18 protein-coding genes and 2 pseudogenes are annotated in these 25,395 nt (G+C 47.7%); 13 read left to right on the forward strand and 7 right to left on the reverse strand.

Annotation, left to right across the window (positions count from 1 at the left end):
• The first annotated feature begins 143 nt into the window (after positions 1 to 143).
• The gene (locus tag SO_RS10180; protein WP_011072239.1) at positions 144 to 1,358 is read left to right on the forward strand and encodes an RsmB/NOP family class I SAM-dependent RNA methyltransferase; all 1,215 of its coding nucleotides are present in this window, start codon (positions 144 to 146) and stop codon (positions 1,356 to 1,358) included.
• A 162-nt stretch (positions 1,359 to 1,520) separates the two neighbouring features.
• On the forward strand, positions 1,521 to 3,779 hold the full coding sequence (locus SO_RS10185) for a bifunctional diguanylate cyclase/phosphodiesterase (RefSeq protein ID WP_011072240.1): 2,259 nt from the start codon (positions 1,521 to 1,523) through the stop codon (positions 3,777 to 3,779).
• An 80-nt stretch (positions 3,780 to 3,859) separates the two neighbouring features.
• Here SO_RS10185 and SO_RS10190 read toward each other — a convergent pair whose 3' ends face one another.
• Entirely contained in the window at positions 3,860 to 4,870 is a 1,011-nt protein-coding gene (locus SO_RS10190; RefSeq protein ID WP_011072241.1) for a D-alanine--D-alanine ligase, read from the reverse strand.
• Positions 4,871 to 5,114: 244 nt separating this feature from the next.
• On the reverse strand, positions 5,115 to 6,515 hold the full coding sequence (gene asnS / locus SO_RS10195; protein ID WP_011072242.1) for an asparagine--tRNA ligase: 1,401 nt from the start codon (positions 6,513 to 6,515) through the stop codon (positions 5,115 to 5,117).
• Between the two features lie 195 nt (positions 6,516 to 6,710).
• On the opposite strand from asnS, the gene SO_RS10200 reads away from it, so the two are divergent.
• The gene (locus tag SO_RS10200) at positions 6,711 to 7,052 is read left to right on the forward strand and encodes a hypothetical protein (protein ID WP_011072243.1); all 342 of its coding nucleotides are present in this window, start codon (positions 6,711 to 6,713) and stop codon (positions 7,050 to 7,052) included.
• Positions 7,053 to 7,069: 17 nt separating this feature from the next.
• Here SO_RS10200 and SO_RS10205 read toward each other — a convergent pair whose 3' ends face one another.
• Complete coding sequence (locus SO_RS10205) at positions 7,070 to 7,657, reverse strand: CoA pyrophosphatase (RefSeq protein WP_011072244.1); 588 nt, start codon at positions 7,655 to 7,657, stop codon at positions 7,070 to 7,072.
• 27 nt (positions 7,658 to 7,684) lie between these two features.
• Positions 7,685 to 9,088, reverse strand: coding sequence for an aminodeoxychorismate synthase component I (pabB, locus tag SO_RS10210; protein WP_011072245.1), 1,404 nt, complete (start codon positions 9,086 to 9,088; stop codon positions 7,685 to 7,687).
• Positions 9,089 to 9,210: 122 nt separating this feature from the next.
• Between pabB and SO_RS10215 the strand changes: the two genes are divergently transcribed.
• From SO_RS10215 to SO_RS10230, 4 genes are all read left to right on the forward strand, one after another.
• On the forward strand, positions 9,211 to 10,761 hold the full coding sequence (locus SO_RS10215; protein ID WP_011072246.1) for a fumarate hydratase: 1,551 nt from the start codon (positions 9,211 to 9,213) through the stop codon (positions 10,759 to 10,761).
• Between the two features lie 225 nt (positions 10,762 to 10,986).
• On the forward strand, positions 10,987 to 13,038 hold the full coding sequence (locus SO_RS10220) for a dipeptidyl-peptidase 5 (protein WP_164925700.1): 2,052 nt from the start codon (positions 10,987 to 10,989) through the stop codon (positions 13,036 to 13,038).
• A 166-nt stretch (positions 13,039 to 13,204) separates the two neighbouring features.
• Positions 13,205 to 13,663 carry a GNAT family N-acetyltransferase gene (locus SO_RS10225; RefSeq protein ID WP_011072248.1) on the forward strand — a complete coding sequence of 153 codons (459 nt, stop codon included), beginning with the start codon at positions 13,205 to 13,207 and terminating at the stop codon, positions 13,661 to 13,663.
• 55 nt (positions 13,664 to 13,718) lie between these two features.
• On the forward strand, positions 13,719 to 14,654 hold the full coding sequence (locus SO_RS10230) for a M14 family metallopeptidase (protein ID WP_011072249.1): 936 nt from the start codon (positions 13,719 to 13,721) through the stop codon (positions 14,652 to 14,654).
• A gap of 289 nt (positions 14,655 to 14,943) precedes the next feature.
• Here SO_RS10230 and SO_RS10235 read toward each other — a convergent pair.
• Together SO_RS10235 and SO_RS10240 are read right to left on the reverse strand one after the other, a co-directional pair.
• Positions 14,944 to 15,105 (reverse strand): annotated as a pseudogene (locus tag SO_RS10235) (IS630 family transposase); the annotation flags it as partial.
• Positions 15,106 to 15,116: 11 nt separating this feature from the next.
• Positions 15,117 to 16,331 carry an IS4-like element ISSod3 family transposase gene (locus SO_RS10240; protein WP_011070548.1) on the reverse strand — a complete coding sequence of 405 codons (1,215 nt, stop codon included), beginning with the start codon at positions 16,329 to 16,331 and terminating at the stop codon, positions 15,117 to 15,119.
• A gap of 957 nt (positions 16,332 to 17,288) precedes the next feature.
• Here SO_RS10240 and SO_RS10245 point away from each other — a divergent pair.
• The 6 genes and pseudogenes from SO_RS10245 to SO_RS10265 all read left to right on the forward strand — a co-directional run bounded on the left by SO_RS10245 (position 17,289) and on the right by SO_RS10265 (position 24,691).
• A complete protein-coding gene (locus SO_RS10245) occupies positions 17,289 to 17,705 on the forward strand; it encodes a CBS domain-containing protein (protein ID WP_011072250.1) in 417 nt (138 codons plus the stop codon).
• 114 nt (positions 17,706 to 17,819) lie between these two features.
• Positions 17,820 to 21,701: an ATP-dependent RNA helicase HrpA gene (gene hrpA / locus SO_RS10250; protein WP_011072251.1), complete on the forward strand. Its 3,882-nt coding sequence runs from the start codon at positions 17,820 to 17,822 to the stop codon at positions 21,699 to 21,701.
• A gap of 633 nt (positions 21,702 to 22,334) precedes the next feature.
• Positions 22,335 to 23,204, forward strand: coding sequence for an ATP-binding cassette domain-containing protein (locus SO_RS23130; RefSeq protein ID WP_202950648.1), 870 nt, complete (start codon positions 22,335 to 22,337; stop codon positions 23,202 to 23,204).
• Positions 23,205 to 23,229: 25 nt separating this feature from the next.
• Positions 23,230 to 23,889: an ATP-binding cassette domain-containing protein gene (locus SO_RS23135; protein ID WP_202950649.1), complete on the forward strand. Its 660-nt coding sequence runs from the start codon at positions 23,230 to 23,232 to the stop codon at positions 23,887 to 23,889.
• Between the two features lie 87 nt (positions 23,890 to 23,976).
• Positions 23,977 to 24,206, forward strand: a pseudogene (locus SO_RS10260) (NapC/NirT family cytochrome c); the annotation flags it as partial.
• A gap of 137 nt (positions 24,207 to 24,343) precedes the next feature.
• Positions 24,344 to 24,691: a hypothetical protein gene (locus tag SO_RS10265; protein WP_011072252.1), complete on the forward strand. Its 348-nt coding sequence runs from the start codon at positions 24,344 to 24,346 to the stop codon at positions 24,689 to 24,691.
• A gap of 145 nt (positions 24,692 to 24,836) precedes the next feature.
• On the opposite strand, the gene crr is transcribed toward SO_RS10265, so the two are convergent.
• Positions 24,837 to 25,346 carry a PTS glucose transporter subunit IIA gene (gene crr / locus SO_RS10270; protein ID WP_011072253.1) on the reverse strand — a complete coding sequence of 170 codons (510 nt, stop codon included), beginning with the start codon at positions 25,344 to 25,346 and terminating at the stop codon, positions 24,837 to 24,839.
• Positions 25,347 to 25,395: the final 49 nt, after the last annotated feature.

The raw sequence follows: 25,395 nt of genomic DNA on the forward strand, positions 1-25,395 counted from the left end.
CCTGCTTCATCAAAGCGATCCTTGGTGATCGCTTTTTTATTGGGTTTTTGGTGCTCTTAATGGCAACTGAGCATCTGTTTGCTTGCGTATTCGGGCATGACCTCCTATGATCCCTCGGTTTTATTACTCTCGGTGACCTGTAAATGTTGAATTCTCCGCTTTCTGCCAGCTCGAATGAATTAGTGATCAATATCTTAGCTATGGTGCTAAGCGAAGGAAAACCCTTAGACAGGGCTTATTCTCAGCATTTTTCAGGATTAAAATTGGTCCCTGCCGAGCAGGCGCGGATCACGACTGTTACCGGTGATATTCTTCGCCGCTTAAATCTTTACTGTTTCTTAGCCGACATCAAGCCGGAAGAAATGGAGCGTTTAGGCTCAAAGTTACTTAATGTGTGGCATTTGTTTCACGAGCTTGAATTGCCCAAAATGCAGTATTCGCTGCCGGTGGATCCCGATGATTTAGTCGCACGTATCGAACAGGCTAAAACTAACCCCGTACTTTGGGATGGTTGTCCCGAATGGTTAGATACCATGGGGCGTGAACAGTTAGGAGCCTCGTGGGAAAAAGAGCGTGCCGCCTTAAATCGGCCGCCTAAACGTTTTCTGCGGGTTAATGGCCTAAAAGTCAGTCGTGATGAATTAGTACAAAAATTAGCGACTGAATTTGTGTCGACTCAAGTGGTAGATAGCGTAGATTCCGCCCTTGAAGTCACCTCAGATTCGGCATTGTTTCGCACTAACAGCTTTAAAGAGGGTTTATTTGAGCAGCAAGATGCGGGCTCACAACGGGTAGCGGCTGCGCTGGATGCTAAACCTGGCATGCGAGTGATCGATGCCTGCGCTGGTGCTGGCGGTAAAACCTTGCATATTGCCGCCCAAATGCAAGGCAAAGGACGTTTGCTGGCGATGGATGTTGAGCAATGGAAACTCGACAATCTGAAAGAGCGCGCCCGCCGTAATGGTGCCCATAATATCGAAACGCGTTTAATTGTGGGTTCAAAAACCATTAAACGTTTAAAACTCACAGCTGATCGTGTGTTATTGGATGTGCCTTGTTCGGGTCTTGGAGTGTTAAAGCGTAATCCCGATGCTAAATGGCGTGATACCGCGGATCGTTTACCTGTGTTAATGGAACTGCAAAAGCATATTCTCAGTAGTTACAGCCGGATGGTGAAGGTTGGCGGTATCGTGGTCTATGCCACTTGCTCCATTTTTCCCTGTGAAAACCGTGGTCAAGTGGATGCCTTCTTAGCAGAAAACCCAAATTTCCGCTTACTGGAGGATGAAACGATCAGCCCCGCTGATACTGGTTTTGATGGTTTTTATCTCGCAAAGCTTGAACGTATTCAAGAATAATTCGAATACGACTCGATCCATTTCTGATATTTAAAGCAACCTTTGGTTACATATCAAAAGGTTGCTTTAACGTCTCTAAGTCCCTAAAATTCACCTTTGATTTACAAAGGTTAATCACCTTAGTAATGTCGTTAACCTAAACGCTAACTGACTAAGGGTTCTATGGACGAAGGAATGCAGATTGTGGGTGCTGTTAGTGGTTTAAGCACTCCGTTTAATCAAAACGTTAGCCTCGAATGCTATAACGGTATTCTTTCGATGCTGCTAAATGGCGCTCCGTTAGCAGATATTCTCCATGCTTTAGTGTTAAAAATTGAAGATCAACGCCTTGGCACCCATGCTTCTGTCTTGCTGCTCAGTGAGGATGGTAAAAGAGTGCTAACGGGAGCCGCTCCCCATTTACCCGATAGTTACAATCAAGTTATCCATGGGGTCGAAATTGGTCCTGAGGTCGGTTCTTGTGGTACCGCGGCCTATACGGGACAGCGGGTGATTGTTGAGGATATTGAACATCATCCTTATTGGGCCTTGTATAAATCTTTTGCGCTTGTCCACGGATTGAGGGCATGTTGGTCTGAACCTATCAAAGATACTCAAGGCAAGGTACTTGGCACCTTTGCTATGTATTACAAAGAGATTAAATCCCCAACAGTTGCGGATTTAACCTTAATTGCTGAGGCGGCAAGACTGGCGAGTTTAGCCATAGAACGTAGCCGTTCATTGGAGTTTCAGCGTCTTGCGGTGAAAATATTTGATCGCTTACCGCTTGCGCTGGTGATTACCAATGCCAGCCATTCTGTACTCTATGCCAATGATGCGTTTAAGCTGATGGTTTGCCTACAACCTGATGATATTTTGGCATTTAATCCTGAGCAGTTTTTTTCGCCCTCAGAGCCACATGAAATTGCCTCCTTATTTAATCACCTCTCAGAGGGGAAAATGTGGCAAGGTGAATTGGTTGGCCTGCGTAATAATGGCGAGACTTTTTATCTTGATTTAACCGTAACGGTTTTCCGTGAATCCCACAGCGCAGATCTCGGTTTTGCTTGGTTATTTTCCGATGTCAGTGAGCGTAAAAAAGCGGCGCAGTTAATCAAATATCAAGCGAATAATGATTCCTTAACGGGGCTTGCTAACCGCAACGCCCTGTTTAGGCAAATCCAAGAGCTTATAAATGCCGATAGCTTAACGCCGGGTTTTAGCTTTATGTTGATGGACTTGGATAACTTTAAACAGGTTAACGATACCTACGGCCACGATAAAGGCGATGTCCTCTTAGTGCAGATGGTGGAACAGGTTAAAATTTGTTTGGACCCGCAGGCGGTGTTTGCGCGCTTAGGTGGTGATGAGTTTGCCATCTTATTGCCAGGGGTTGTGACTCAAAGAGAACTGTCGCAGCTGGCGGATAAGATCAATAAACAGGTTTATCGACGTTACGAATTATCCCACGATAAAGGCGTTTATAGTTCAGTGAGTATTGGTATTGCACGTTTCCCTGAAGATGCCCTCGATTTAGAGCAACTGTTAAACTGCGCCGACCAAGCGATGTATATCTCTAAGGCCAATGGTCGTAATCGGTATCATTTTTTTACCGAGCAAATGCAACAAAATGCCGAACGTATTGCCAATCTTCACACGCTACTTAAGCAAGCCTTAGAACAAAACGCCTTCGAACTGTATTTTCAACCGATAGTCGATGCCACAACGGGGCTTATTGTCCGCGCCGAAGTGCTATTACGCTGGCAGCATGAAGGGCAGTTTATTTCCCCCGATGAATTTATCCCCATTGCCGAAAACAGTGGCTTAATCGTTAGCATTGGTCGCTGTGTACGACAAGCCGTAATGCAAACCATTGTTGAAATGCAAGCGCTGGGTTGGCCGATGAGTTTAGCAATTAACGTGTCGACCTTTGAATTTTGGTCCCATGAGTTGCAGGATGAGTTTTGTGACTCCTTTACCGATATTATTGAAGGCTTAGGGGTAGAGGATTTTCCCTATGAATTGATCACCTTGGAGATCACTGAATCCCTGTTAATGAAAAAACATGCTCATTTAATTCAAGTGCTTAATGAGTTACGTGCCAGAGGTATTAAAATCTCCCTTGATGATTTTGGTACAGGTTATTCTTCGCTGTCTTACTTAGCGAATTTTCCCATCGATCAAATTAAGATCGACAAGAGTTTTATCGATAGGCTCGCGGAAGGTGAGCGGCATCTTGCCTTGATTGAAGCGATAGTGCGCTTAAGTCATGCACTTAACTTACGCGTGACGGCGGAAGGCGTTGAAACTCAAGAGCAACTTCAGGTGATGATGGATAACCATATTCAAGAAATTCAAGGCTATCTATTTTATAAACCCATACCCAAGGCGGTGTTTTTTGAATTACTGGCTAAACAAGCGGTAATTTCGCCACATTCATAATCGATTCAACCATCTCATTTATAACACTAAGCGCGCCATTGGCGCACTTAGTGTTTGTCCCCTCAACGCGAGTGAAGAGATTACTTTGCCGCTAACTGGCTGTTAATCACCAAACTTAAGTATTGGGTGAAGTCATGTCCATGATTTTGTAGCATCTTTGGGAACATGGAAATCGGTGTTGAACCTGGGAAGGTATTGATTTCGTTTAACAGGATTTCATTATCCGCCGTTAAGAAAAAATCAATACGGGACAGATGGCGTAATTTCATTCCCTTAAAGGCTTTAATCGCATAGGCGCGGATCTGATCGCTAATGTCAGTCGGCACATTTTGCGCAACCACATCGGTGCGTGCCTTGCTGCTTTTCGCGTATTTCTCATCGAAGGTGTAGAAGGTATTGCTATCACAGATAATTTCGCCGGGTAGAGTGGCAATCACTTCACCTTGATATTCGTAAACCGCGACTTCAAGTTCACGGGCTTTAATGGTTTTTTCGACAATTACGTAGGGCGCATAACCAAATGCGTCTTTAAGCACGCCTAGCACTTTGCTGGCCTCATCCACCTTATAGCAACCGACAGAGGAGCCTTGAGAGGCCGCTTTGACGAAAATCGATCCCCACTTTTCAAGTGCCGCTTGGGTTTGGGCAATGGCTTCATCATCGTATTGATTTAAAAAGATATAAGGCGTGTTGGGAATGCCTAAGGCGCTGAACCACATCTTAGCAGTGATTTTGTTAAAGCAGTTGCTGCTGGCTTCGGACTCACAGCCAAAGTAGGGCAGTTGGATAAGATTAAAGTAAGATTGAATATCACCAGTTTCGCCCGGATAACCGTGAATACAAGGGATGACATAATCCACAGGCCAAGGGGCTTTACTCTCGTCACGAAAGCGGATCTCACGGTTATTGGTCAGCTCGCAGTCATCCCCTGCGGCGGTTTGGTATTGGCCAAATTTATCCAGTACCACACGTAGTACATTGAACTGTTCTGATTTTGCTAATGAGGTTTCAAAATAATTAGCCGACAGTAGGGAAATATCGTGTTCCGCACTTCCACCGCCGCACAGCAAAAGTAAATTGATTTTTGACATTATGATTCCTCGATTGAGCAAAATGCTGTTGAGTTGCTTCGTGCAACTACGCCACTAACATGCAACTGGGCTAAAAAATAACGACACCGTATTAGCCGCTGCCATCTTAGATTTCTTCCCCCCTAAAGCGCAAGGACTCAGGCGAAGGAGTTTGATTGAGTGATGCATTTTAACGCAGTTTATAAGGCTAATAAAAAACGCGCTAATAGCGCGTTTTAAGGTCAAATCTATCTCGGGAACGAGATTAAAAGTTTGCGGTGCGTGGCGCACGTGGGAAGGGGATCACGTCACGGATGTTGGATACGCCAGTGACGTAAGACACTAAACGCTCAAAGCCTAGACCGAAACCTGCGTGTGGCACTGTGCCATAACGACGAAGATCGCGATACCACCAGTAATCTTCTTTGTTCAGATCCATTTCTTCCAAACGCATATCCAGCACATCTAAACGCTCTTCACGTTGCGAACCTCCGATGATTTCACCAATGCCTGGGGCCAATACGTCCATCGCGGCAACGGTCTTACCATCTTCGTTAAGGCGCATGTAGAAGGCTTTGATATCTTTTGGATAGTTTTTCACAACCACAGGGGCTTTAAAGTGCTCTTCAGCAAGGTAACGTTCATGCTCAGAGGATAAGTCGATACCCCAAGAGACTGGGAACTCAAACTCACGACCGCTTTTTTGCAGGATCTCAACGGCATCGGTGTAATCCACTTGGGCAAAATCGCTTGAGACGAAGGATTGCAGACGCTCAATCACAGTTTTATCCACGTGCTGGGCGAAGAATTGCAGATCGTCCATACGCTCAGTTAATACCGCATTAAAGGCGTACTTCAACATACCTTCGGCAAGGCCTGCGATATCGTTTAAGGTGGCGAAAGCCACTTCTGGCTCAACCATCCAGAATTCCGCTAAGTGGCGGCTGGTGTTTGAATTCTCAGCGCGGAACGTTGGGCCGAAGGTATAGATTTTTGACAGCGCACAGGCGTAGGTTTCACCGTTTAATTGGCCTGATACGGTTAAGAAAGCTTCTTTACCGAAGAAATCTTTGTCGTAGTCCACTTTACCGTCGCTAGTGCGTGGCAGGTTTTCCATATCCAGTGTCGATACACGGAACATTTCACCCGCGCCTTCACAGTCAGATGCGGTGATCAGCGGTGTAGACACCCACACAAAACCATTTTCGTGGTAGAAACGGTGAATGGCTTGAGATAAACAGTTACGTACGCGAGCAACGGCACCAATGATGTTGGTACGTGGGCGTAAGTGAGCAAGCTCGCGTAAATGTTCAATTGAGTGGCGTTTAGCCGCCATTGGGTAAGTGTCTGGATCTTCAACCCAACCCGTGACCTCAACGGCAGTGACTTGTAGCTCATAGGCTTGGCCTGCGCCAGGTGATTCGACAATGTCACCGGTTACGATCACCGAGCAGCCAGCGGTGAGCTTTAACACTTCGTTGTCGTAATTTTCTAAGCTATTTGGCACGACACCTTGGATAGGATTGAAACAGGAGCCGTCATAGACTGCCAAAAAAGAGATGCCAGCTTTAGAGTCACGACGGGTTCTTACCCAACCACGCACTGTGACTGTAGAACCAACTGCGTGCTCACCTTTAAATACAGAAGCGACTGATGCAATACTCATTGTTGCTTAGTTCTCCAACGAAACGTTTTATATGAAAATTTTGGAGGTTTATATTACCTTGCTGGTGGCTTTTCTCAAGCTGAAAAAGGTATCCTGAGGTGAATATTACTGCTATTAAGCAATATATACCCAATCAATCAGAATCCGACATCTTCAGGTTGTTTGGTTATCGTGCGTTAAACGTGTGGAGGCGATATGAGAAAAGTCAAAATATTCCAGCTCATCCTCGCGACATTATCCATCCTAGGTTGGGCAGTGGCGGTTTATGCGCTACTAGTCTTGGAGGAAGCAAGGCCAGAGCGTGTAATCGGTGCCTTTTTTAACCGAGGTGCCACGGTAAGAATGAGCTGGGAGCCGCATGAAACAGAAATGTTGCAGTATCTTATTTGGGTTTGCTGCGGGATTAGTTTGGTGAGTCTTGCAGTTAATTATTATGTTGCTCACCACAGCAAACTGGGTTACTGGTTTAATATCCCCTTGTTGTTTTTAACCTCCCTAGCAGCGGGGTTATACGTTCACTTTGTGATTTTAGCATAAAACGGTGTGAGTGCGACTTACCGAATCTCCTCGGGTAAACTCACATGCCTACAGAGATGATCAATAATCGCCGCTGTCGCACCCCAAATAAAGCGCTGTTGATAGGGGATAAAATGCACGCTGTAGTACCGGCCTTTGCGTAAGAATTCCTTACGGTGGCGATGGCGAGGTTCGATAAAAAAGCTTAAAGGCACGGTAAAACAATCAGCAACCTCGCCTGGATCGAGTCTTAAGGTAAAATCTTGCTTAATAATCCCGACCACAGGGGTAATTTCAAATCCGGTAAAGGTATTGTGGGCAGGAAAAGTGCCTATCACATCTACATTTTCACGGCAAAGACCGATTTCTTCCTCCGCTTCCCTCAGGGCCGCCATAATCGCACTTGGATCACTGGCTTCAATTTTGCCACCGGGGAAACTGATTTGCCCAGGATGCGCCCTAAGGTGCATCGGTCTTTGGGTTAAAATCAGATTCAACTCACCGTCGATTTCTTGTAAAGGGATTAACACCGCCGCTTTTCGCAGTCCTTGGTGAGGGAGCGCCGCCGGATCTTGCTTAGCTAAAGGGTGCAGAGTGAATCTAAGTCTAAATTCGGTTTGATCCATTGGCTTGTTACTCGTGTTTGCTTGGGTTTATCGCTGATTTTCTAACAGGGGTAAAATTCGGCTCACCTTGTCGAAGCTTTCTTGATATTCCGCATCGACATCGGAGTCGGCGACGATGCCCCCGCCTGCCCAACAATAGAGCTTGCCGCGCTCGGCAACAATGGTGCGGATGGTAATGCTAGTATCCATTTGCCCATCTTGGCTGATATAGCCTATTGAACCACAATACAGGCTGCGGCGTGAGGGTTCCAATTCTTCAATAATTTCCATAGCGCGAATTTTGGGGGCGCCGGTAATTGAACCACCGGGAAAGGCTGCCCGCAGCAAATCACAGGCTTGGTATTGTGGATCGAGTTTAGCGGTGACGGTACTCACTAAATGATGCACAGCCGGAAAGCTTTCGACGGCAAATAGATGCGGCACTTGCACTGAGCCGGGCGCCGCGACTTTGCCGATATCATTACGTAGCAAATCCACAATCATCACGTTTTCGGCGCGATCCTTTGGGGAGTTGGCGAGTATTTGCGCCGCTTGCTTATCTAGCGCAGGGTCGTTATGGCGCGGCAGAGTGCCTTTAATCGGTTTGGTTTGAATATCATCCCCGCGCAGCTGAATAAAACGCTCAGGCGAAATCGATAAAATCGTATTGTCATTAAGCCGCATAAAGGCAGAGAAGGGCGCCTGATTGGCACTGCGCAGTTTGCAATAGGCGCTCCATTCATCGCCTTGATATTGTGCTTCAAATCGTTGCGTTAAATTAATTTGATAGCAATCGCCGCTATGCAGGTAGGCTTGAACTTGATTGAATTTTTTAACGTAATCAGCCTTTTTGAGTTGTGCAGCCCAAGGGGTAACGAGGGTGAATTCGGCTATTTTTACAGTTTTAGCCATTTTTGCTTCAATTATTTTCAATTGAGTTTCTAGCGCGGTTTCACCCAAATAATGCACTAAATGCCAGCATTGTTGCTGATAGTCAAAAATTAGGGCCCAGTCGTAAAAACCAATATTCATCTCCCCAAGTTGAATATCTTGCGCCGCAATATTGGGGATAGCTTCAACACGACGGCCTAAATCGTAGCTAAAGCTGCCCATGGCGCCGCCACTAAAGGGGAGTTCACAAGCAAAGGATTGCGGATACCAGTGGCGCAATAACTGGTTGACCAGCGTAAAGGGATCATCGGTTGCACTCATTTGGGTGGGAATGGTTAATTCGGGCAACTGAACCTTAATTTCGGTCAGTTCACCATGGGTGATAAGGGTGGCAATGGGATTTACGCAAATGATATCGAACTTAGCATCCAGATGGGGGGCATTGGCCGAGTCGAGCAGTATTGCCCAAGGTTCTGCCGCAAAGTGTTCAAAGAGGTCTGCCGTGCTTAATGTCCAGTCAAGTTGGCGTGATGCAAGCTGTTTTGACGCCCTATTTACCATCTATTAACCCTATCTAAAAATGTGATGTAGCCCAAAAAGATGGGAAAGAGTATCATATTGGCCCAGAAAGAATTACACAAAAAAACAAGTAAGGCCCTAAAGGCTGCTGGAGCGCTCCTACTATGTCATCTCACCATGAAACGTCTGAAAATGTAGTGATTAAACAAGCCGACTTCATTGAAAGTGTGGCGGATGCCCTGCAATACATCTCCTACTACCACCCCAAAGATTTTGTCGATGCCATGAGCGAAGCTTATGAGCGTGAACAAAGTGCTGCGGCGAAGGATGCAATTGCACAAATTTTGATTAACTCGCGCATGTCTGCCGAAGGCAAACGTCCACTGTGCCAAGACACGGGTATCGTGACCACGTTTGTTAAAGTGGGTATGGGGGTTAAGTGGGATAAAACTGATATGACCATTCAACAAATGGTCGATGAAGGTGTGCGTCGTGCTTACACCAACCCAGATAATCCACTGCGTGCATCAATTGTGGCGGATCCTGCAGGTAGCCGTAAAAACACCAAAGACAACACCCCATCAGTTGTGCATATCGATATGGTGCCAGGTAATCATGTTGAAGTTGCTATCGCAGCAAAAGGCGGCGGCAGTGAAAACAAAGCTAAGATGGTGATGTTAAACCCATCGGACGATATCGCCGCTTGGGTTGAAAAAACGCTGCCCACCATGGGCGCGGGCTGGTGTCCTCCTGGTATGCTCGGTATCGGTATTGGCGGCACCGCTGAAAAAGCGGCCGTATTGGCCAAAGAAGCCCTGATGGAAAGCGTGGATATCCATGAGTTAATGGCGCGCGGTGCACAAACTACAGAAGAAAAACTGCGTTTAGATATCTTTGAACGTGCCAACAACTTAGGTATTGGTGCGCAGGGGCTTGGCGGGTTAACCACGGTTTTAGACGTGAAAATCAAGTCTGCACCGACCCACGCGGCATCAAAACCTGTGGTGATGATCCCCAACTGCGCCGCAACTCGTCACGTGCATTTCCACTTAGACGGCACGGGTCCTGCTGATCTTGCGCCGCCATCACTCAGCGACTGGCCAGAAATCACCCGCGAAGTGGGCAGCGATGTGCGCCGTGTTAACTTAGACACAGTCACACAAGCCGATATCGAACAGTGGCAGAGCGGTGAAACCCTGCTGCTGAGCGGTAAAATGCTCACCGGCCGTGACGCTGCCCATAAACGTATCCAAAGCCTGATTGAAAGCGGCGAAGGTTTACCAGAAGGCGTCGACTTTACTGGTAAGTTTATTTATTACGTTGGCCCAGTTGACCCCGTGGGTAATGAAGTGGTGGGGCCTGCAGGACCTACAACCGCGACCCGTATGGACAAGTTTACTGACCTGATGCTGGATAAGACTGGCCTGATGGGCATGATCGGTAAGGCTGAGCGTGGTCCTGCAACCGTTGAATCTATCAAGAAGCACAAAGCGGTGTACTTGATGGCTGTTGGCGGCGCGGCTTACTTAGTGTCAAAAGCCATTAAAAAATCCCGTGTGGTAGCTTTTGCCGATTTAGGTATGGAAGCGATTTACGAGTTTGATGTGCAGGATATGCCAGTCACTGTAGCGGTTGACTCAAACGGCGTGAATGCCCATGAAACGGGTCCTGCGATTTGGAAAGTGAATATCGCTAACGCGAATGCAAAAGCCTAAAGACAGCTATTTGCTTTTTAGCGGTCATGGGTGACGCTCAGTGATCGCATATAGTGACTGACAATTTGTCACAAAAAAATACGCTCAAGTATGCCTTTTGGCTTGCTTGAGCGTTTTTGTTTCGTTAGTGTGGCAAACTTATCTTCCTAAAGACGATTGCAGATCGTATTTACCGTTCATTCGGTGACAACTACCGAATGTGTTTAACAAAAGATGGACATAACAATGAAAATAGCTCCTCTCCTATTGGCGCTTGGCGCCGCAGGTTTGGCCTGCTGCGCCCACGCAGCCGATCCTAAGCCTTTTACTGTGCAACAGCTGGTTAAACTCAATAAATTGCATTCAGCCGTGGTATCCCATGACGGTACAAAATTGGTTTACGGCCTGAAAACCGTTAATGACAAGGGAGAGGCAAGCTCGGATTTATATCTTCTCGATCTGACGCAAGCAGACGCGAAACCGCTGCAGCTGACATCAGCAGCGGGTACAGAGCACGATATCAGCTTTGCAAACGATGACAAATCGATTTATTTCCTCGCCAGCCGCAGCGGTTCAAGCCAACTGTTCCAACTGCCATTAACCGGCGGTGAAGCGCAGCAAGTTTCTGATTTACCACTTGATATCGATGGGTACAAACTCTCAAATGATGGCAAGCAAATCGTGCTCAGCATGCGGGTCTTCCCAGAGTGTAAAGACTTAGCGTGCTCAAAAGACAAATTTAAGGCTGAAGAAGAGCGTAAATCGACGGGCCGTGAATACAAGCAGTTGATGGTGCGCCACTGGGATACCTGGGAAGATCACGCCCGTAATCACTTATTTGTCGGCACTCTCAACGGTGAGAAGCTGACAAAAGTTGTCGATATCACCCAAGGTTTAGACACAGAAACCCCACCTAAGCCATTCTCAGGCATGGAAGAAGTGACTTTCACCCCTGATGGCCAATATGTGGTTTACAGCGCTAAAGCGCCCAGCAAAGATCAAGCTTGGACCACCAATTACGATCTGTGGCAGGTGAGTGTGAATGGTGGCAAAGCCACTAACTTAACCGCCGATAACATTGCTTGGGACGCGCAGCCGACTTTCTCTAGCGATGGCCGTTATATGGCCTATCTCGCCATGACCAAGCCCGGTTTTGAAGCCGACCGTTATCGCATTATGCTGCGTGATACCAGTACGGGACAGTCGAAGGAAGTGGCGCCGCTGTGGGACAGAAGTCCAAGCTCGCTGATGTTTGCACCGGACAACCGTACTCTGTATGTGACGGCGCAGGATATCGGCCAAGTGTCTATTTTTAAAGTGAATACTCAATTTGGTGATGTGCAGTCTGTCTATAGCGACGGCAGTAATAGCCTGATTGCGATCGCCGACGATCAACTGATTTTCGACAGCAAAACCTTAGTTGAGCCGGGCGATCTGTACCGCATCAACACCGACGGCCAAGGCCTGAAACGTCTAACCGAAGTCAACAAAGACAAACTGGCCGAAATTAAATTCGGTGAATTCCAACAATTTAGCTTTAAGGGTTGGAATAACGAAGATGTTTACGGCTACTGGATCAAACCTGCCAACTACCAAGAAGGCAAAAAGTATCCGATTGCTTACCTAGTCCACGGTGGTCCGCAAGGTTCATTTGGTAACGGTTTCAGTGGTCGTTGGAATGCCCAGTTATGGGCCGGTGCGGGTTATGGCGTTGTGATGGTGGATTTCCACGGTTCAACCGGTTACGGCCAAGCCTTTACCGATTCTATTAGTCAAGATTGGGGCGGTAAGCCATTAGAAGACTTACAAAAAGGTCTGGCAGCGGTGAGCCAACAACAAAAATGGCTCGATCCACAAAATGCCTGTGCCTTAGGTGGCTCTTACGGCGGCTACATGATGAACTGGATCCAAGGTAACTGGAACGATGGCTTTAAGTGCCTAGTTAACCACGCGGGTCTGTTCGATATGCGCTCCATGTACTACGTGACCGAAGAAGTCTGGTTTCCAGAACATGAATTTGGTGGTACTTATCAGGATAACAAAGCGTTATATGAGAAGTTTAACCCAGTTAACTATGTGGAAAACTGGAAAACCCCGATGTTGGTTATCCATGGCGAGAAGGATTTCCGTGTGCCTTATGGTCAAGGTTTAGCTGCATTTAGCTTTATGCAGCGTAAAGGTATTCCATCTGAGCTGCTGATTTACCCTGATGAAAACCACTGGATCTTAAAGCCAGAAAACCTAGAACAATGGTATGCGAACGTGTTCCGTTGGATGGACAGCTGGACGAAAAAGTAATCGAGGATGATGGATTTAAATACGCTGTATTGAGTCCTTTTATCTTGTTGCCAAAGCCAGAACCCTGTTCTGGCTTTTTAATAATAGAATTGTTTGTATTCAGCTAAACACACCAGTAAACGAACGGGGTTAAATATTGGCTACGGTTACAGATCAAGGAATGAAGATGCTGATCAGAGCGGCGAGTACAACAGATATTGAGGCAATAAGCGCATTAATCTCACACCTTACACAAGTTTATATTGCTCCCACGTGCACAGATGTTGGCGCTGAAACCTTAGTCAAAGCCATGTCGGTTGAGTCGATGGCTCATTATTTTGCCTTAGGTTATCAATATCATGTTGCAATGAATGAGGCTGGCGAATTCGTCGGCGTGGTGGGCGTTAAGGATAACAGTCATCTTTATCATCTATTTGTGGCGGATATTGCCAAGGGGCAAGGCCTGTCGCGCCAGCTGTGGGAGTTTGCTAAAGCTGAGTGTCTCGCTAAGGGGAATCCCGGCACGTTTACCGTCAACTCGGCGGTGAATGCGTTGCCTGTCTATCAGCGCTTTGGCTTTATCGCCTTAGGGGATATTCGCGAGCGCGGTGGGATCCGCGATATTCCGATGCAGCTCGTACTTTAATTTATATCAATTTTTAATCATAAAACCAGAACACAAAATCAGAAGAAGAGAACATATGACGAATGTGAGTTTTTACCCAATTGGGACAGTCGGTGAAAAATGGGGCGATGCCGAAAAGGCAGCATGGTTTGCTAGCACGCAAATTAAGCGTTCATACCAAGACAATGTTGTCACGCCACTAAAAGCGATGGGATCACAACTGGGCGTATTAGGGCTGAGTGTTGTGCAATATGGCGCTTTATCGATAGATCCTGCTCGTTACCCTTTATTTGCGGTCAAGTCAGCAACATTCGATCCAAACAAGATAACGGTGTTAGTCACAGGCGGTGTACACGGCTACGAAACCAGTGGCGTACATGGTGCCTTGGCCTTTTTGGCCAACAACGCGGCTCACTATGTTGAGCGGGTAAACTTAGTGGTGGCAGTATGCGTGAGCCCTTGGGGTTACGAGACCATCAATCGCTGGAACCCGAAAGCTATCGATCCAAACCGCTCGTTTTACACTAAGAGTCCTGCAGAAGAGTCGGCAGCACTGATGGCACTGGTGGCAAGCGTCCCACAAGGTTTTGATGTGCATGTGGATTTACATGAAACCACTGACTCGGATGAGGAGGAATTTCGCCCAGCTTTAGCTGCGCGCGATGGTAAAGCATTTATCCCCGGCACCATCCCAGATGGTTTTTATGCTGTAGGCGATACTGAAAATCCGCAGGATGCTTTCCAAAAGGCGATTATCGATGGCGTGAGCAAAGTGACTCACATCGCGCCTGCCGATGACAAGGGCGAGATTATCGGCTCAACGGTAGTGCAACACGGGGTGATCAATTACCTATTGAAAGCGCTAGGTTTATGCAGCAGTGTGACGGGCTGTATTTATAACACGACCACGGAAGTGTACCCCGACAGCCCATCGGCTACGCCAGCAGAGTGCAATCTAGCTCAAGTTGCGGCGATCACCAGTGCCATCGACTATGTGCTTGCGCTGAACTAATGAATTGTTTTTGATACCAAGCAAGTGAACAGCCGTAATCTCTTTGAATGGTATTATCGCTTGATTTTACTTGAGTTTAGACGATAAAAGCTGTGGGAGGGTAATAAAGTCTCATACTAAACGAGACGTTGAGCCTTATCCCGCAGTATCAAATTAGACGCTAACCTGAATATAGATTCATACTGTGATGCTGGTTATCGCATCTGGATAGTGTGAAATTCAAGTAATAAAGCATCATACTCAGGTCAACTCGTTTTTGGACAAAACCTTGTTATACCAATTATATTAATTAACTGGTCATAATAGCCCATTGTCTAGTACACAACTCTATCACTCTTACTTTCTTCTCAATGAAGGTATTCCATGCGATGGAACACTGCTCGACAATGTCGCCATAACCACTAAAACAACGATTGGCCAACACATTTTGACGCAGCCATTGCCAGACCCTGTAGGATCCCCTCATAATTCATAGCCCCAACAACCATGAGTTAATGAGAGTTGGGCTAGTTTCTTCGCAGCACAAAGCAAATCATCTGCTGATATGGGGTAGTCATGCCGTCGCCGCAGCAGTTCTTTGCCCATCCTGATTGTTGATAGCACATTCCTTTTCTTTACCGTGTTGGCTTGGAAGTGCCGCTGTAATTGCTGTGTTTCTCCGTATAATCCTACCCACCAAAATGCCAGTTGTACCAATAATGCTATCAATAGCAGTATGTCCATCCTCGCCGCATAACGTGTTCTGCTATGACGTAAACCAAAGCCATAAGCGGGGCTTTTTAAATCTCTAAAGGTTTCTTCTATTTGCATCCGTTTTTGGTAAATATTAACCAGTTTTTGAGGCGACATGGCTTCTATGGTCAAGTTGGTCACCAGTGCCCAAGGCTCTTTGGCGGTTAGTTCATACGTCCATTGCGCCGTATGGTGACAGTCTGTTGTCGTACTTCGCTGACCTTTTCTGCCTTTACTTGGAGCCCTGAACAATACCATCTCGCATAACAAGGGTTTCTTTACCGATAACGCCACTCGCCCAACATGTTTTGCGCGACGACTGGCTTTGGGATAAAGCGCTTTTAGCGAAAATTGGCGACCGAAGGGGTGCAGCCGATAGACACTTAATCCTCTGACACGACCCAGCCAATACCAACCGAGCTGCTCGACTTTTCGAAACCATGGATTACGGAAGCCCGCGTCAGTGACTATCAGCGGGGTAATATTGTCAGGTAACACTTTATGGAGTTCATTCAGAAACTGATTATGGGCAGTTTGTGTGCCTTGTAGTACTAACGGAAATGTTCGCTCGTAGAGCGTGATAGAGCGGCCCTTAATCGCAATAGAGGCGCGTAGTGCAATCAGTTCACGACCTTCACGCATATCAGACCAATCCACCAGTATGGTCGGCATCGTATGTGCTGTTAGCAGCCACTTTGCATGCCACTGATAAACAGCCAGTCTTTCATGGTGAAGGTGCGGGTTGCCCAATAATCTATCCATGCGTTTTATTGAGTGTTTAGTATGAGTGCTGGTGCCATCAATGTGCCGCCCTAAATGCGTGAGGGTGAGACAATCCGCGTTGATGAGGGCTTTGCAGGCGACCATGAGTGTATTCAGTCGCTTTTGATGGATTTCTGGACAATGTTGATAGAGAGATTGATGTAAGATAGTTAACACTTGCACCTTGATGCCCTGTGATTGATGTTTGTTCGCACTTCCATCTGATCACACTTCAAGGTGCAAGTTCACTCTAATTTAATGATTTATCTGAAAATCATCAGGGGATTCTTCAGTGCCAGACCTGCTACATCGGATTCAACTCCGGTGAATATGGGGGCTATTTGAGAAGCGCGAGATTATCAAAGTCATCGGCCAAATTGTAGTGGTTAACTAAATTTGGCCACAACTATAGAATCTCAATTAGTCTTAAGAACCCATCCTAAAACTTTCCCAAAACTGGCTGATATGTAACTTGCGGCAGAGTATACGCATCGTGCTCCACTTAAACACCATGCAAGTGGTATCTGACGCTTGTATGTTAGTGATAAAGCCGTTACCAAACAATGTCTGATCTAAGCATTGAAGCCATCAAAATAAGTGACGAATATGTGAACAGCTGTCAAATATGAGGACTCAGCGTTAGTTATGGTAAAATTGGTATTAACTTTTTGGTAAAGCAATAAAAACCATTAAATACAATTGGTTATTTTATTATTTTGACCTGAAATTGAGGCGCAGACTTCCCAGAGAGCTCATTGGTCTAATTGAGGAATTTATCAAAAACCGGAAGTAATGCAAAAAGTCATGTAGCCCTGTTTGGTGCTTGTATTGGTGTTATGTTCAATGTGTTACATCTCTAAGCTGACTCCCTTTCCCCGCTGCTTTGGGGCGTTTTGGGGCAAAACCTGCGTTTTACTGTGCACTTGTATGCCTATTAGATTTCTGCATGTTTAAAATTTTTTAGCATTATTCATGTAGATTAATTTACCGAGTCAACTCCTGCCAATTAAGCATCTTCAACGTTCTAATTAGCAATCAGATAACCTCAATCGATTTTAATTGCTTAACTCTCGCAAGATTTTGACTAGACTCAAAGCTCAGGTAAGTGAGTTTGTTACAGGTAAGTTTGGGGAGATTGCTATGGATTCAATTAAAATTCGCGACCATATGGACCGTCAGCCCGTGCTGCTGCGCGCCAATATGTCACTGGCGACGGCAGTTGAAAAACTGTTAGACAATAACAAGATGGGGGCTGCGGTGGTGGATGATAGTGGCAATTTGGTGGGATTTTTATCCCAGCAAGACTGCTTAGCTGTCATGTTAAAGAGCAGCTATCACTGTGACTTGACCTCAGTGGTGAAGGATTGTATGCGTACTGAAGTGCTGTATGTCGGTCCTGATGAGAGTATTTTACAACTCGCGGAGCAGATGCTGGGCGCTAAGCCAAAGATCTATCCTGTGGTGGATAATGGCAAAGTCATCGGCACAATCAATCGTACCAATGTGTTAAGAGCAATGAATGTGTACATGCAGCAATGTTATCTTGCGCCCGCTTAAGCCGTTATTTGAGAGGCTAATTTCCCGCGGTTTACGGTGTGTTTTGAACAATTAGCCATACCAATAAACCAGGTTCCTTGCTAGGATCGCCTTTTTCGATGCTAGCAATGGAATTTGGTTTTGAACTCTGACAAACATCCGCTATCGAGCGCCTTTCTCCAGCAGTGCTTTCAAAGTGATGCCTCGCGGATCCGCCGCCGTTTATTTAAGCTCCATAAAGAAGCCGATTCTGACAAAAAAACACAAGAATTAGCCAAACTTGCTGAGCAGGCGCAAGCAGCGTTCGAGAAAGTAGAGCAGCGCCTGAAGGCTCGCCCTAGGATCAATTATCCTGACAATCTGCCCGTCAGTGGCATGCGTGAAGACATCGCCAAAGCCATCAGTGCAAACCAAGTGGTGATCATTGCTGGTGAAACTGGTTCGGGTAAAACCACGCAGCTGCCTAAAATCTGTTTAGAACTGGGCTTAGGCAGCCGTGGTTTTATTGGTCATACCCAGCCGCGGCGGCTGGCAGCGCGCAGTGTTGCATCAAGAGTGGCTGAAGAATTACAAAGCCCGCTTGGCGAAGTGGTAGGTTTTAAGGTGCGTTTTGCCGATGCGCTTAAGAGTGAATCCTATATCAAGCTGATGACCGACGGGATTTTACTGGCGGAGCTGACTTCAGATCGTTATTTAGATCAATACGATACTATCATTATCGATGAGGCCCACGAGCGTAGCCTTAACATCGATTTTATCCTTGGTTACCTTAAGCAAATTCTCAAAAAGCGTCCCGATCTTAAAATCATTATCACCTCGGCGACTATCGATGTTGAGCGTTTCTCTAAGCATTTCAATAATGCGCCGATTATTGAAGTCTCAGGCCGGACTTATCCGGTCGAAACCCGCTATCGCCCATTGGTGCAAGATACTGAAGCCGATCTCGACCAAATTGAAGGCATTTTTGCCGCCGTTGATGAGCTGGTGGCCGAAGGTCTGGGCGATATTTTGATCTTTATGAACGGTGAGCGTGAAATTCGCGATACCGCAGAGCAGCTTAATCGGCGTAATTACCGCGATACTGAGATTTTGCCGCTCTATGCGCGCCTCTCTTATGGTGAGCAGTCAAAGGTCTTTAGCAGCCATACAGGACGTCGTATCGTGCTTGCCACTAACGTAGCGGAAACCTCGCTGACAGTGCCTGGTATTCGTTATGTGATTGACCCAGGGACAGCGCGGATCAGCCGTTATAGCTATCGCACTAAGGTGCAGCGTTTGCCGATTGAGCCGATTTCACAGGCCAGTGCCAATCAGCGTCAAGGCCGCTGCGGCCGTGTTGGCCCAGGGATTTGTATCCGTTTATACGATGAGGCTGATTTTAATAACCGCCCAGCCTTTACCGATCCCGAAATCTTACGAACCAATTTGGCGTCGGTGATTTTGCAAATGCTCGCCATCGGCCTTGGTGATATCGCTGCTTTCCCGTTTATTGAGCCGCCCGATCCGCGCCATATTCGCGATGGCTTCTTACTGCTTGAGGAATTACAGGCGGTTAAGCAGCAGAAGGGCAATATTGTGTTAACGCCGCTTGGGCGGCAGTTATCGCAAATCCCCGTCGATCCACGTTTAGCGCGTATGGTGATCGAGAGCCACCAACTTGGTTGCTTAAATGAGGTGTTAGTGATCGCCTCAGGGCTGTCGATTCAAGATCCCCGTGAGCGGCCCATGGATAAAAAGCAGGCGTCCGATGAAGCCCATCGCCGCTTTGCCGATCCCCAGTCTGATTTTGTCAGTTGGGTAAACCTATGGCAGCACTTAAAAGAGCAACAAAAGGAATTATCCGCCAGTCAGTTCCGTAAAAAGTGTCGTGATGAATATTTAGCCTACCTGCGTGTGCGCGAATGGCAGGATTTATACACCCAGCTGAAGCAAGCTGTGCACGACTTAAAGTGGCGCTTAAACGACACGCCTGCGAACTACGATGCGCTGCACCGAGCGCTGTTATCAGGTCTGCTCAGCCATATTGGCTTTAAGGACAATAACAACGAATACTTAGGCGCGCGTAATCGTAAGTTTTTTGTGTTCCCAGGTTCGCCACTGGCGAAAAAAGGCCCTAAGTGGATTATGGCGGCGGAGCTGATGGAAACCTCTAAGCTGTTTGCCCGCTGCTGCGCCAAAATTGAGCCGGAATGGCTTGAACCTTTAGCGGCACATCTGATTAAAAAGAATCACCTAGAGCCTCATTTTGAGGCGAAACAGGGCAGTGTGATCGCCTTTGAGAATCAAGTGCTCTATGGCTTGACCGTGGTGCATCGCCGCCGTGTGCAATATGGGCCAATTAATCCCGTAGAAGCACGGGAAATCTTTATCCGTAGCGCGCTTGCCGAAGGGCAGTTACAGACCAAAGAAGCCTTTTTTATCGCTAACCAAAAGTTATTGGAAGATGTCGAAGCGCTCGAGCATAAGTCCCGTCGCCGCGATATTTTGGTGGATGAGCAAGTGCTGATGGACTTTTACGAGCCGCGTATTCCCGAAGGCATCTACAACGCGCCTAAGTTCTTTAGCTGGTGGAAGGAAGCGCGCTGTACTCAGCCAGATCTGCTCGATTTTAACAAATCTCTGTTGATGCAGCGCAGCGCCGATCATATCTCTGCGCTCGATTTCCCCGACACTTGGCATAAGGGCAATATTCGCCTGCAACTGAGTTATCACTTTGACCCAGCTGCGAGTGATGATGGCGTCTCTGTGCATATTCCTGTGGCACTACTTAATCAAATCGATGATACCGATTTCGATTGGCTAGTGGCGGGGATGCGTGAGGAGAAATGCGTTGCCCTGATTAAGTCGTTGCCTAAGGGGCTGAGACGTAACTTTGTGCCTGCGCCCGATTATGCCCGTGCCTGCGTGCAGGCGATGCAGCCCTTTAGCGCCAGTTTACTCGACGCCATGTGCAAACAGCTGCTGCGTATGAGTGGCACGCGCGTCAATCCCGAAGATTTTGATGTTTCGCAGATGCCAGTGCATTTGCAGATGAATTTTAAGATTGAGGACGATAAGGGCAAGTTAGTCGCACAGGGGCGGGTGCTTGATAGCCTCAAAGCGGAATTGCAGGGCGTGGTCGCGAAGGCGATTCGTCAGGTGGCGAATAAGGGCATCGAGAAAGAAGCGCTCACCGAATGGTCCTTTGGCGACTTACCTAAGCAATTTGAGCAGCGTAAAGGTAACTATCAAGTGCGGGCATTCCCCGCATTGATTGACAACAAAGACTCAGTTGCCATCAAATTATTTGATGATGAATTTGAGGCTGAGGCGGCGCACCGTCAAGGGCTTAGACGCTTGTTGTTACTCAACATTCCTTCACCAGTAAAACACCTGCAACAGGCTCTGCCCAACAAGGCCAAACTGGCGATGTATTTCAATCCCTTTGGTCAAGTGCAAATTCTGATTGATGACATCATCGCCGCGGCGGTGCAGCAGTTGCTTGATGAAAAGGCGTTAGATGTACGCGATGCAGCGCAGTTTGATGCGGCAAAGGATTGGGTGCGCCAAGAGTTGAATCCAACAGCCGAGCAAATCGCCCTAAAAGTGGAGCAGATTTTGACGCTTTACCAAGGCATTAAAAAGCGTACTAAGGGCAAAATCAGTTTGGATATTGCTTTTGCGATGAGTGATATTCAAAGCCAATTGGACCAATTAGTCTTTAAGGGGTTTGTTGAAGCTTGCGGTTGGAAGCGTTTGGCCGATGTGGCGCGTTACTTAAAGGCGATTGAAACCCGCATTGATAAATTACCTGTAGATCCGACCCGTGACCGCTTGCATATGCAGAGTATCACTAAGGTGCAGGACGCCTTAGCGGCTCAACTTGCTAAGGTGCCACGCTCGCAGCCTACACCAGCGGCACTGATAGAAGCGCGGTGGATGATTGAAGAATACCGAGTATCTTGCTTTGCCCAGGCGCTTGGCACAGCGTATCCCATCTCAGAAAAACGCATTTTAAATCATATCCTGCTGAGCTGATTTACTCGGTTCAGCGGTTAACATCGCCGATAATCCCTCACTAAAGCCGAACCATTTAGGTTCGGCTTTTTTACTTAAGTTTAATTATTGGTAATTCATGGTATTGCATGTGCTTTAGCGGCTAAAACCAACCTAAAAAGTTTGATAAAAGGAGGTCTAAGCCGGAACCGCCGAAATTTCCGCCCCCCTATTCAAACCTCACTGATAGCGCTGATGGCCGAGGGGAGGTATCAGCTTGATTTTATAGAGATCATGCTGGATATGTCAGAAAATGCAGAAACAGGCCCTAATTTGGCGCATTTTCATAGCTCTGCCTGACGTCGAGATAAGGTATAGCCCAGACTGACACTTGACTTATTGATGCAACATGCAGTGAGTGATACCGGAACATTTGGCATTTTTTACTATCTGAAGTATGATTTTACTTTCATCAGTAAAGAGTATTTCGCCGATGCGCATTTAACCTGTCCGCACCCCACTTTTTGATTCCTCTCCCGCCAGGGAGATCGGGTGCGTCTTACCGTGACAGGTTGATGCTTATTCCTCGCTTGTTTTCCCATTCGTGGACACGCGTCCCTGTCATTTGGCTTGGCTCTTGGCCTGCGGCTCCCGCACTGGCCCACAGGAGTTCAGATGACCCACATCGCATGTAATATCAACGCCTTGCAGCTGCCATTCGGCGCCTGCACTACGCCTCTTACCTTCATTTTGCCCGCTACGAGCTGCACCCTGATCGGCCACAACGGCATCGGCAAGAGCCTGCTACTCGAGCTGCTGGCGGGCCAGCGCCGCCCCGCGTCTGGCAAAATCGAGTGGTTGACCCCCATCAGCTGGTTGTCCCAGTTTGCACCCGCTCATGTCCATGGCGGCGGAGCCAGCGTGGCCGACGTTATCGGCTTGGGCGAGCCGCTGCGGGCCCTTGAGCGCATCGAGCGGGGGAGTTGTGCCCTAGACGATTTCGAGTTGCTGAGTGATCGCTGGAACCTGCGCAGCGATCTTGCCCACCTGCTGGCTGGGGCTGGTCTTAGGCTTGATGCCCATGCCCTAGTCAGCACCCTGAGCGGCGGTCAGCTCACCCGTTTGCACCTGCTGGCGCTGTTTGCGAGGCCAGATCACTTTCTGCTGCTCGATGAGCCGGACAACCACTTGGATGCCAGTGGCATCGAGTGGCTGAGCCAACGATTGGCAAGCCATAGTGGTGGCTATCTTCTGGTAAGCCACGACCGGCGCCTGCTCAATCAAACCACTCAGATTCTGGAGCTGAGCGAGCTGGGGCTACAGAGCGCCCACCTGTCGTTTGACACATTTTTGGCGCAGCAGACTGAGTTGCAGGCTGCCCGTAGCACCCGGCTGGCGCAGGCGGTGCGCAGTGAAAAGGCGGCAGCGCGCAGCCTGCAAAAGGTGCGCGAACAGGCGGCCAGGCGGCCAGGCGGCCAGGCGGGCCAGTCAGGGGCGGCGCGAGCGCGGCTCCCAGGCCAAGATCCTGCTCGATTTCAAAGCTGAACAGGCAGGCAAATCCCTTGGTAAGGTGCTGGATCGCCACGAGCGTGGCCACAGTGCGCTGGCGGCGGTGCAGCCGCTTATCATGCAGTGGCCGGCGGGAAGTAAATGCAAGGGGGCGGCCCAGCCGCTGGTGATCACGGCGGCGCGCCACATGCGCTGGCATGGCCAGCAGGTGGATCTGGTACTGCAACGGGGTGAGCGCTGTTTGCTCGGCGGTCGCAACTGCAGTGGCAAATCGAGTTTGCTGCAGATGTTGCGCGGGGAGCTGGAGCCCGAGACGGGCAGCTTTCGCATCAATGGTCAGATGGCTTGTCTCGATCAGGGACTCAGTCTGATTGCGCGGGATCTCAGTCCGCTTGCCAACCTGCTGACAGTGGCTCCGACACTGGCCGAGAGTGATGCGAGAACACGGCTGGCGGGCATCGCCCTGCGCGGCGATCGCGCCCTGACGCCTTGTCATGGTCTGAGTGGGGGTGAGAGGTTAAAACTGGGTCTGCTGATGGTACTGGCGCAACTGCCCGACCTGCTGCTGCTCGATGAACCGGACAGCCATCTGGATCACCCCTCGCGTCAGTTGCTCACTCAGGTACTGGCTGACTATCCAGGCACTCTGCTACTGGTATCTCACGATCCCGACTTCGTTGCAGGGGTTGGGATTGGTAAAGAATTAAATCTTTCAGAGTGATCGCAAGGTGATTGACCTAGATGCCCTTGTGGCAGGGGTTTAGAGGAGTTGACGGAAATTTCGGCGGTTCCGGCTTACAGCCCCTAAAAACGTCGCGAGCTGGCTGAACATGAATAGGCAAGCTTAAAGGCAAATGACTCGCTCGAGTGTCGAAATTGCCATAACTTTACCTACATGGACTTTACTAGGCAGCCACCACGTGCCACGCTGATGCACTCCACATCACATCACTGGCCTGTGGCGATAAGATCTGTATCTATTGCCACAAGGGCATTTCCCATCATCTCCCTAACATGGCGGGTGTTAAAGACTTCTAATCACGTGTAACATTTGTTCTATCGCTAAAGGGTAAGGCTTTCCACGCTTGGCCGTTTAAATTAAAATTGTCATCTATGATTTATCTATTTGAAAAATATATACTATTAAAAATTTGGATAAGTATAGCGAACCCGTTATGAACAATACAAAATGGCGTGAATGCCTGAGCATCTTAGCCTCACACTGCGTTTACCTGCAATTACGGTTGCTAGATGAGGCTGATTTTCCATTAGATTGTGAAGTATCAAATGAGGTGATCGCTCAAATTCAAACTACAGACTGTGTATTTGTAAAACGTGTGATTGCCTATAAGTCCATCGCAGCCCTACGCATTATTAAGACTGATTTACCGCCTTCTGCTAACGCTCTTCAGGTGGATCTTATGACCAAACTCAAACAAGCATTGTCACAGTTAGGCCAATTACCGCTTACGGAAGATTCTGAATTTATCACCATTAATGGATATTACTCGGAGAGCAACTAGAGGTTTAAGGGAGCTGCTTTGCTTTGGTCAGTACTGTTACCGCTGGCAGTATCAGTAAACTGCCAGCGGTAACACTTAGCAAGAAAAGGGGATCCTTCACGTTTGGTGCTTAAAACGGTACTCATTGTGTACAAGGAACTGATGACTAAAGTTGTACCGTAAAAATAGGGTCTTTACCTGCGGTGACGCTACCCTGAGCTTTGTCTAGATACTTCACATCTTCCATATTGGCGAGCACAACGGGTGTGAGTAAGCTATCCACTTGATCTTTAAGATACTCAAGATCAAATGACAAAATCGGATCGCCTACCTTCACTTCTTGACCTTCTTCAGCCAAACGACTAAAACCACGTCCTCTAAGCTCTACAGTGCCTACACCAAAGTGAACGAAAAGCTCTAACCCTTGAGGTGATTCAATGCTAAATGCATGATTTGTTTCAAAAATCTTTCCAATGGTACCATCAATAGGAGCAACAATAGTACTGCCCGTTGGTGCGATAGCGATTCCATCACCCACAATTTTTTCTGCAAAAACGACATCGGGGACTTTTTCAATGGCCACTATTTCCCCATTTACCGGGGCATAGACCATGATGCCACCAGCAAGTTGTGGCTGTCCCGATACTAATCGCCTTATACGGCTTAAAAATCCCATTATGTTGTGCCCCTTTGCTTGTTTTTGTTGTTCTCTTTTGGTCTGTGAA

This window comes from Shewanella oneidensis MR-1 (genome assembly GCF_000146165.2).
GTDB classification, from domain to species: domain Bacteria; phylum Pseudomonadota; class Gammaproteobacteria; order Enterobacterales; family Shewanellaceae; genus Shewanella; species Shewanella oneidensis.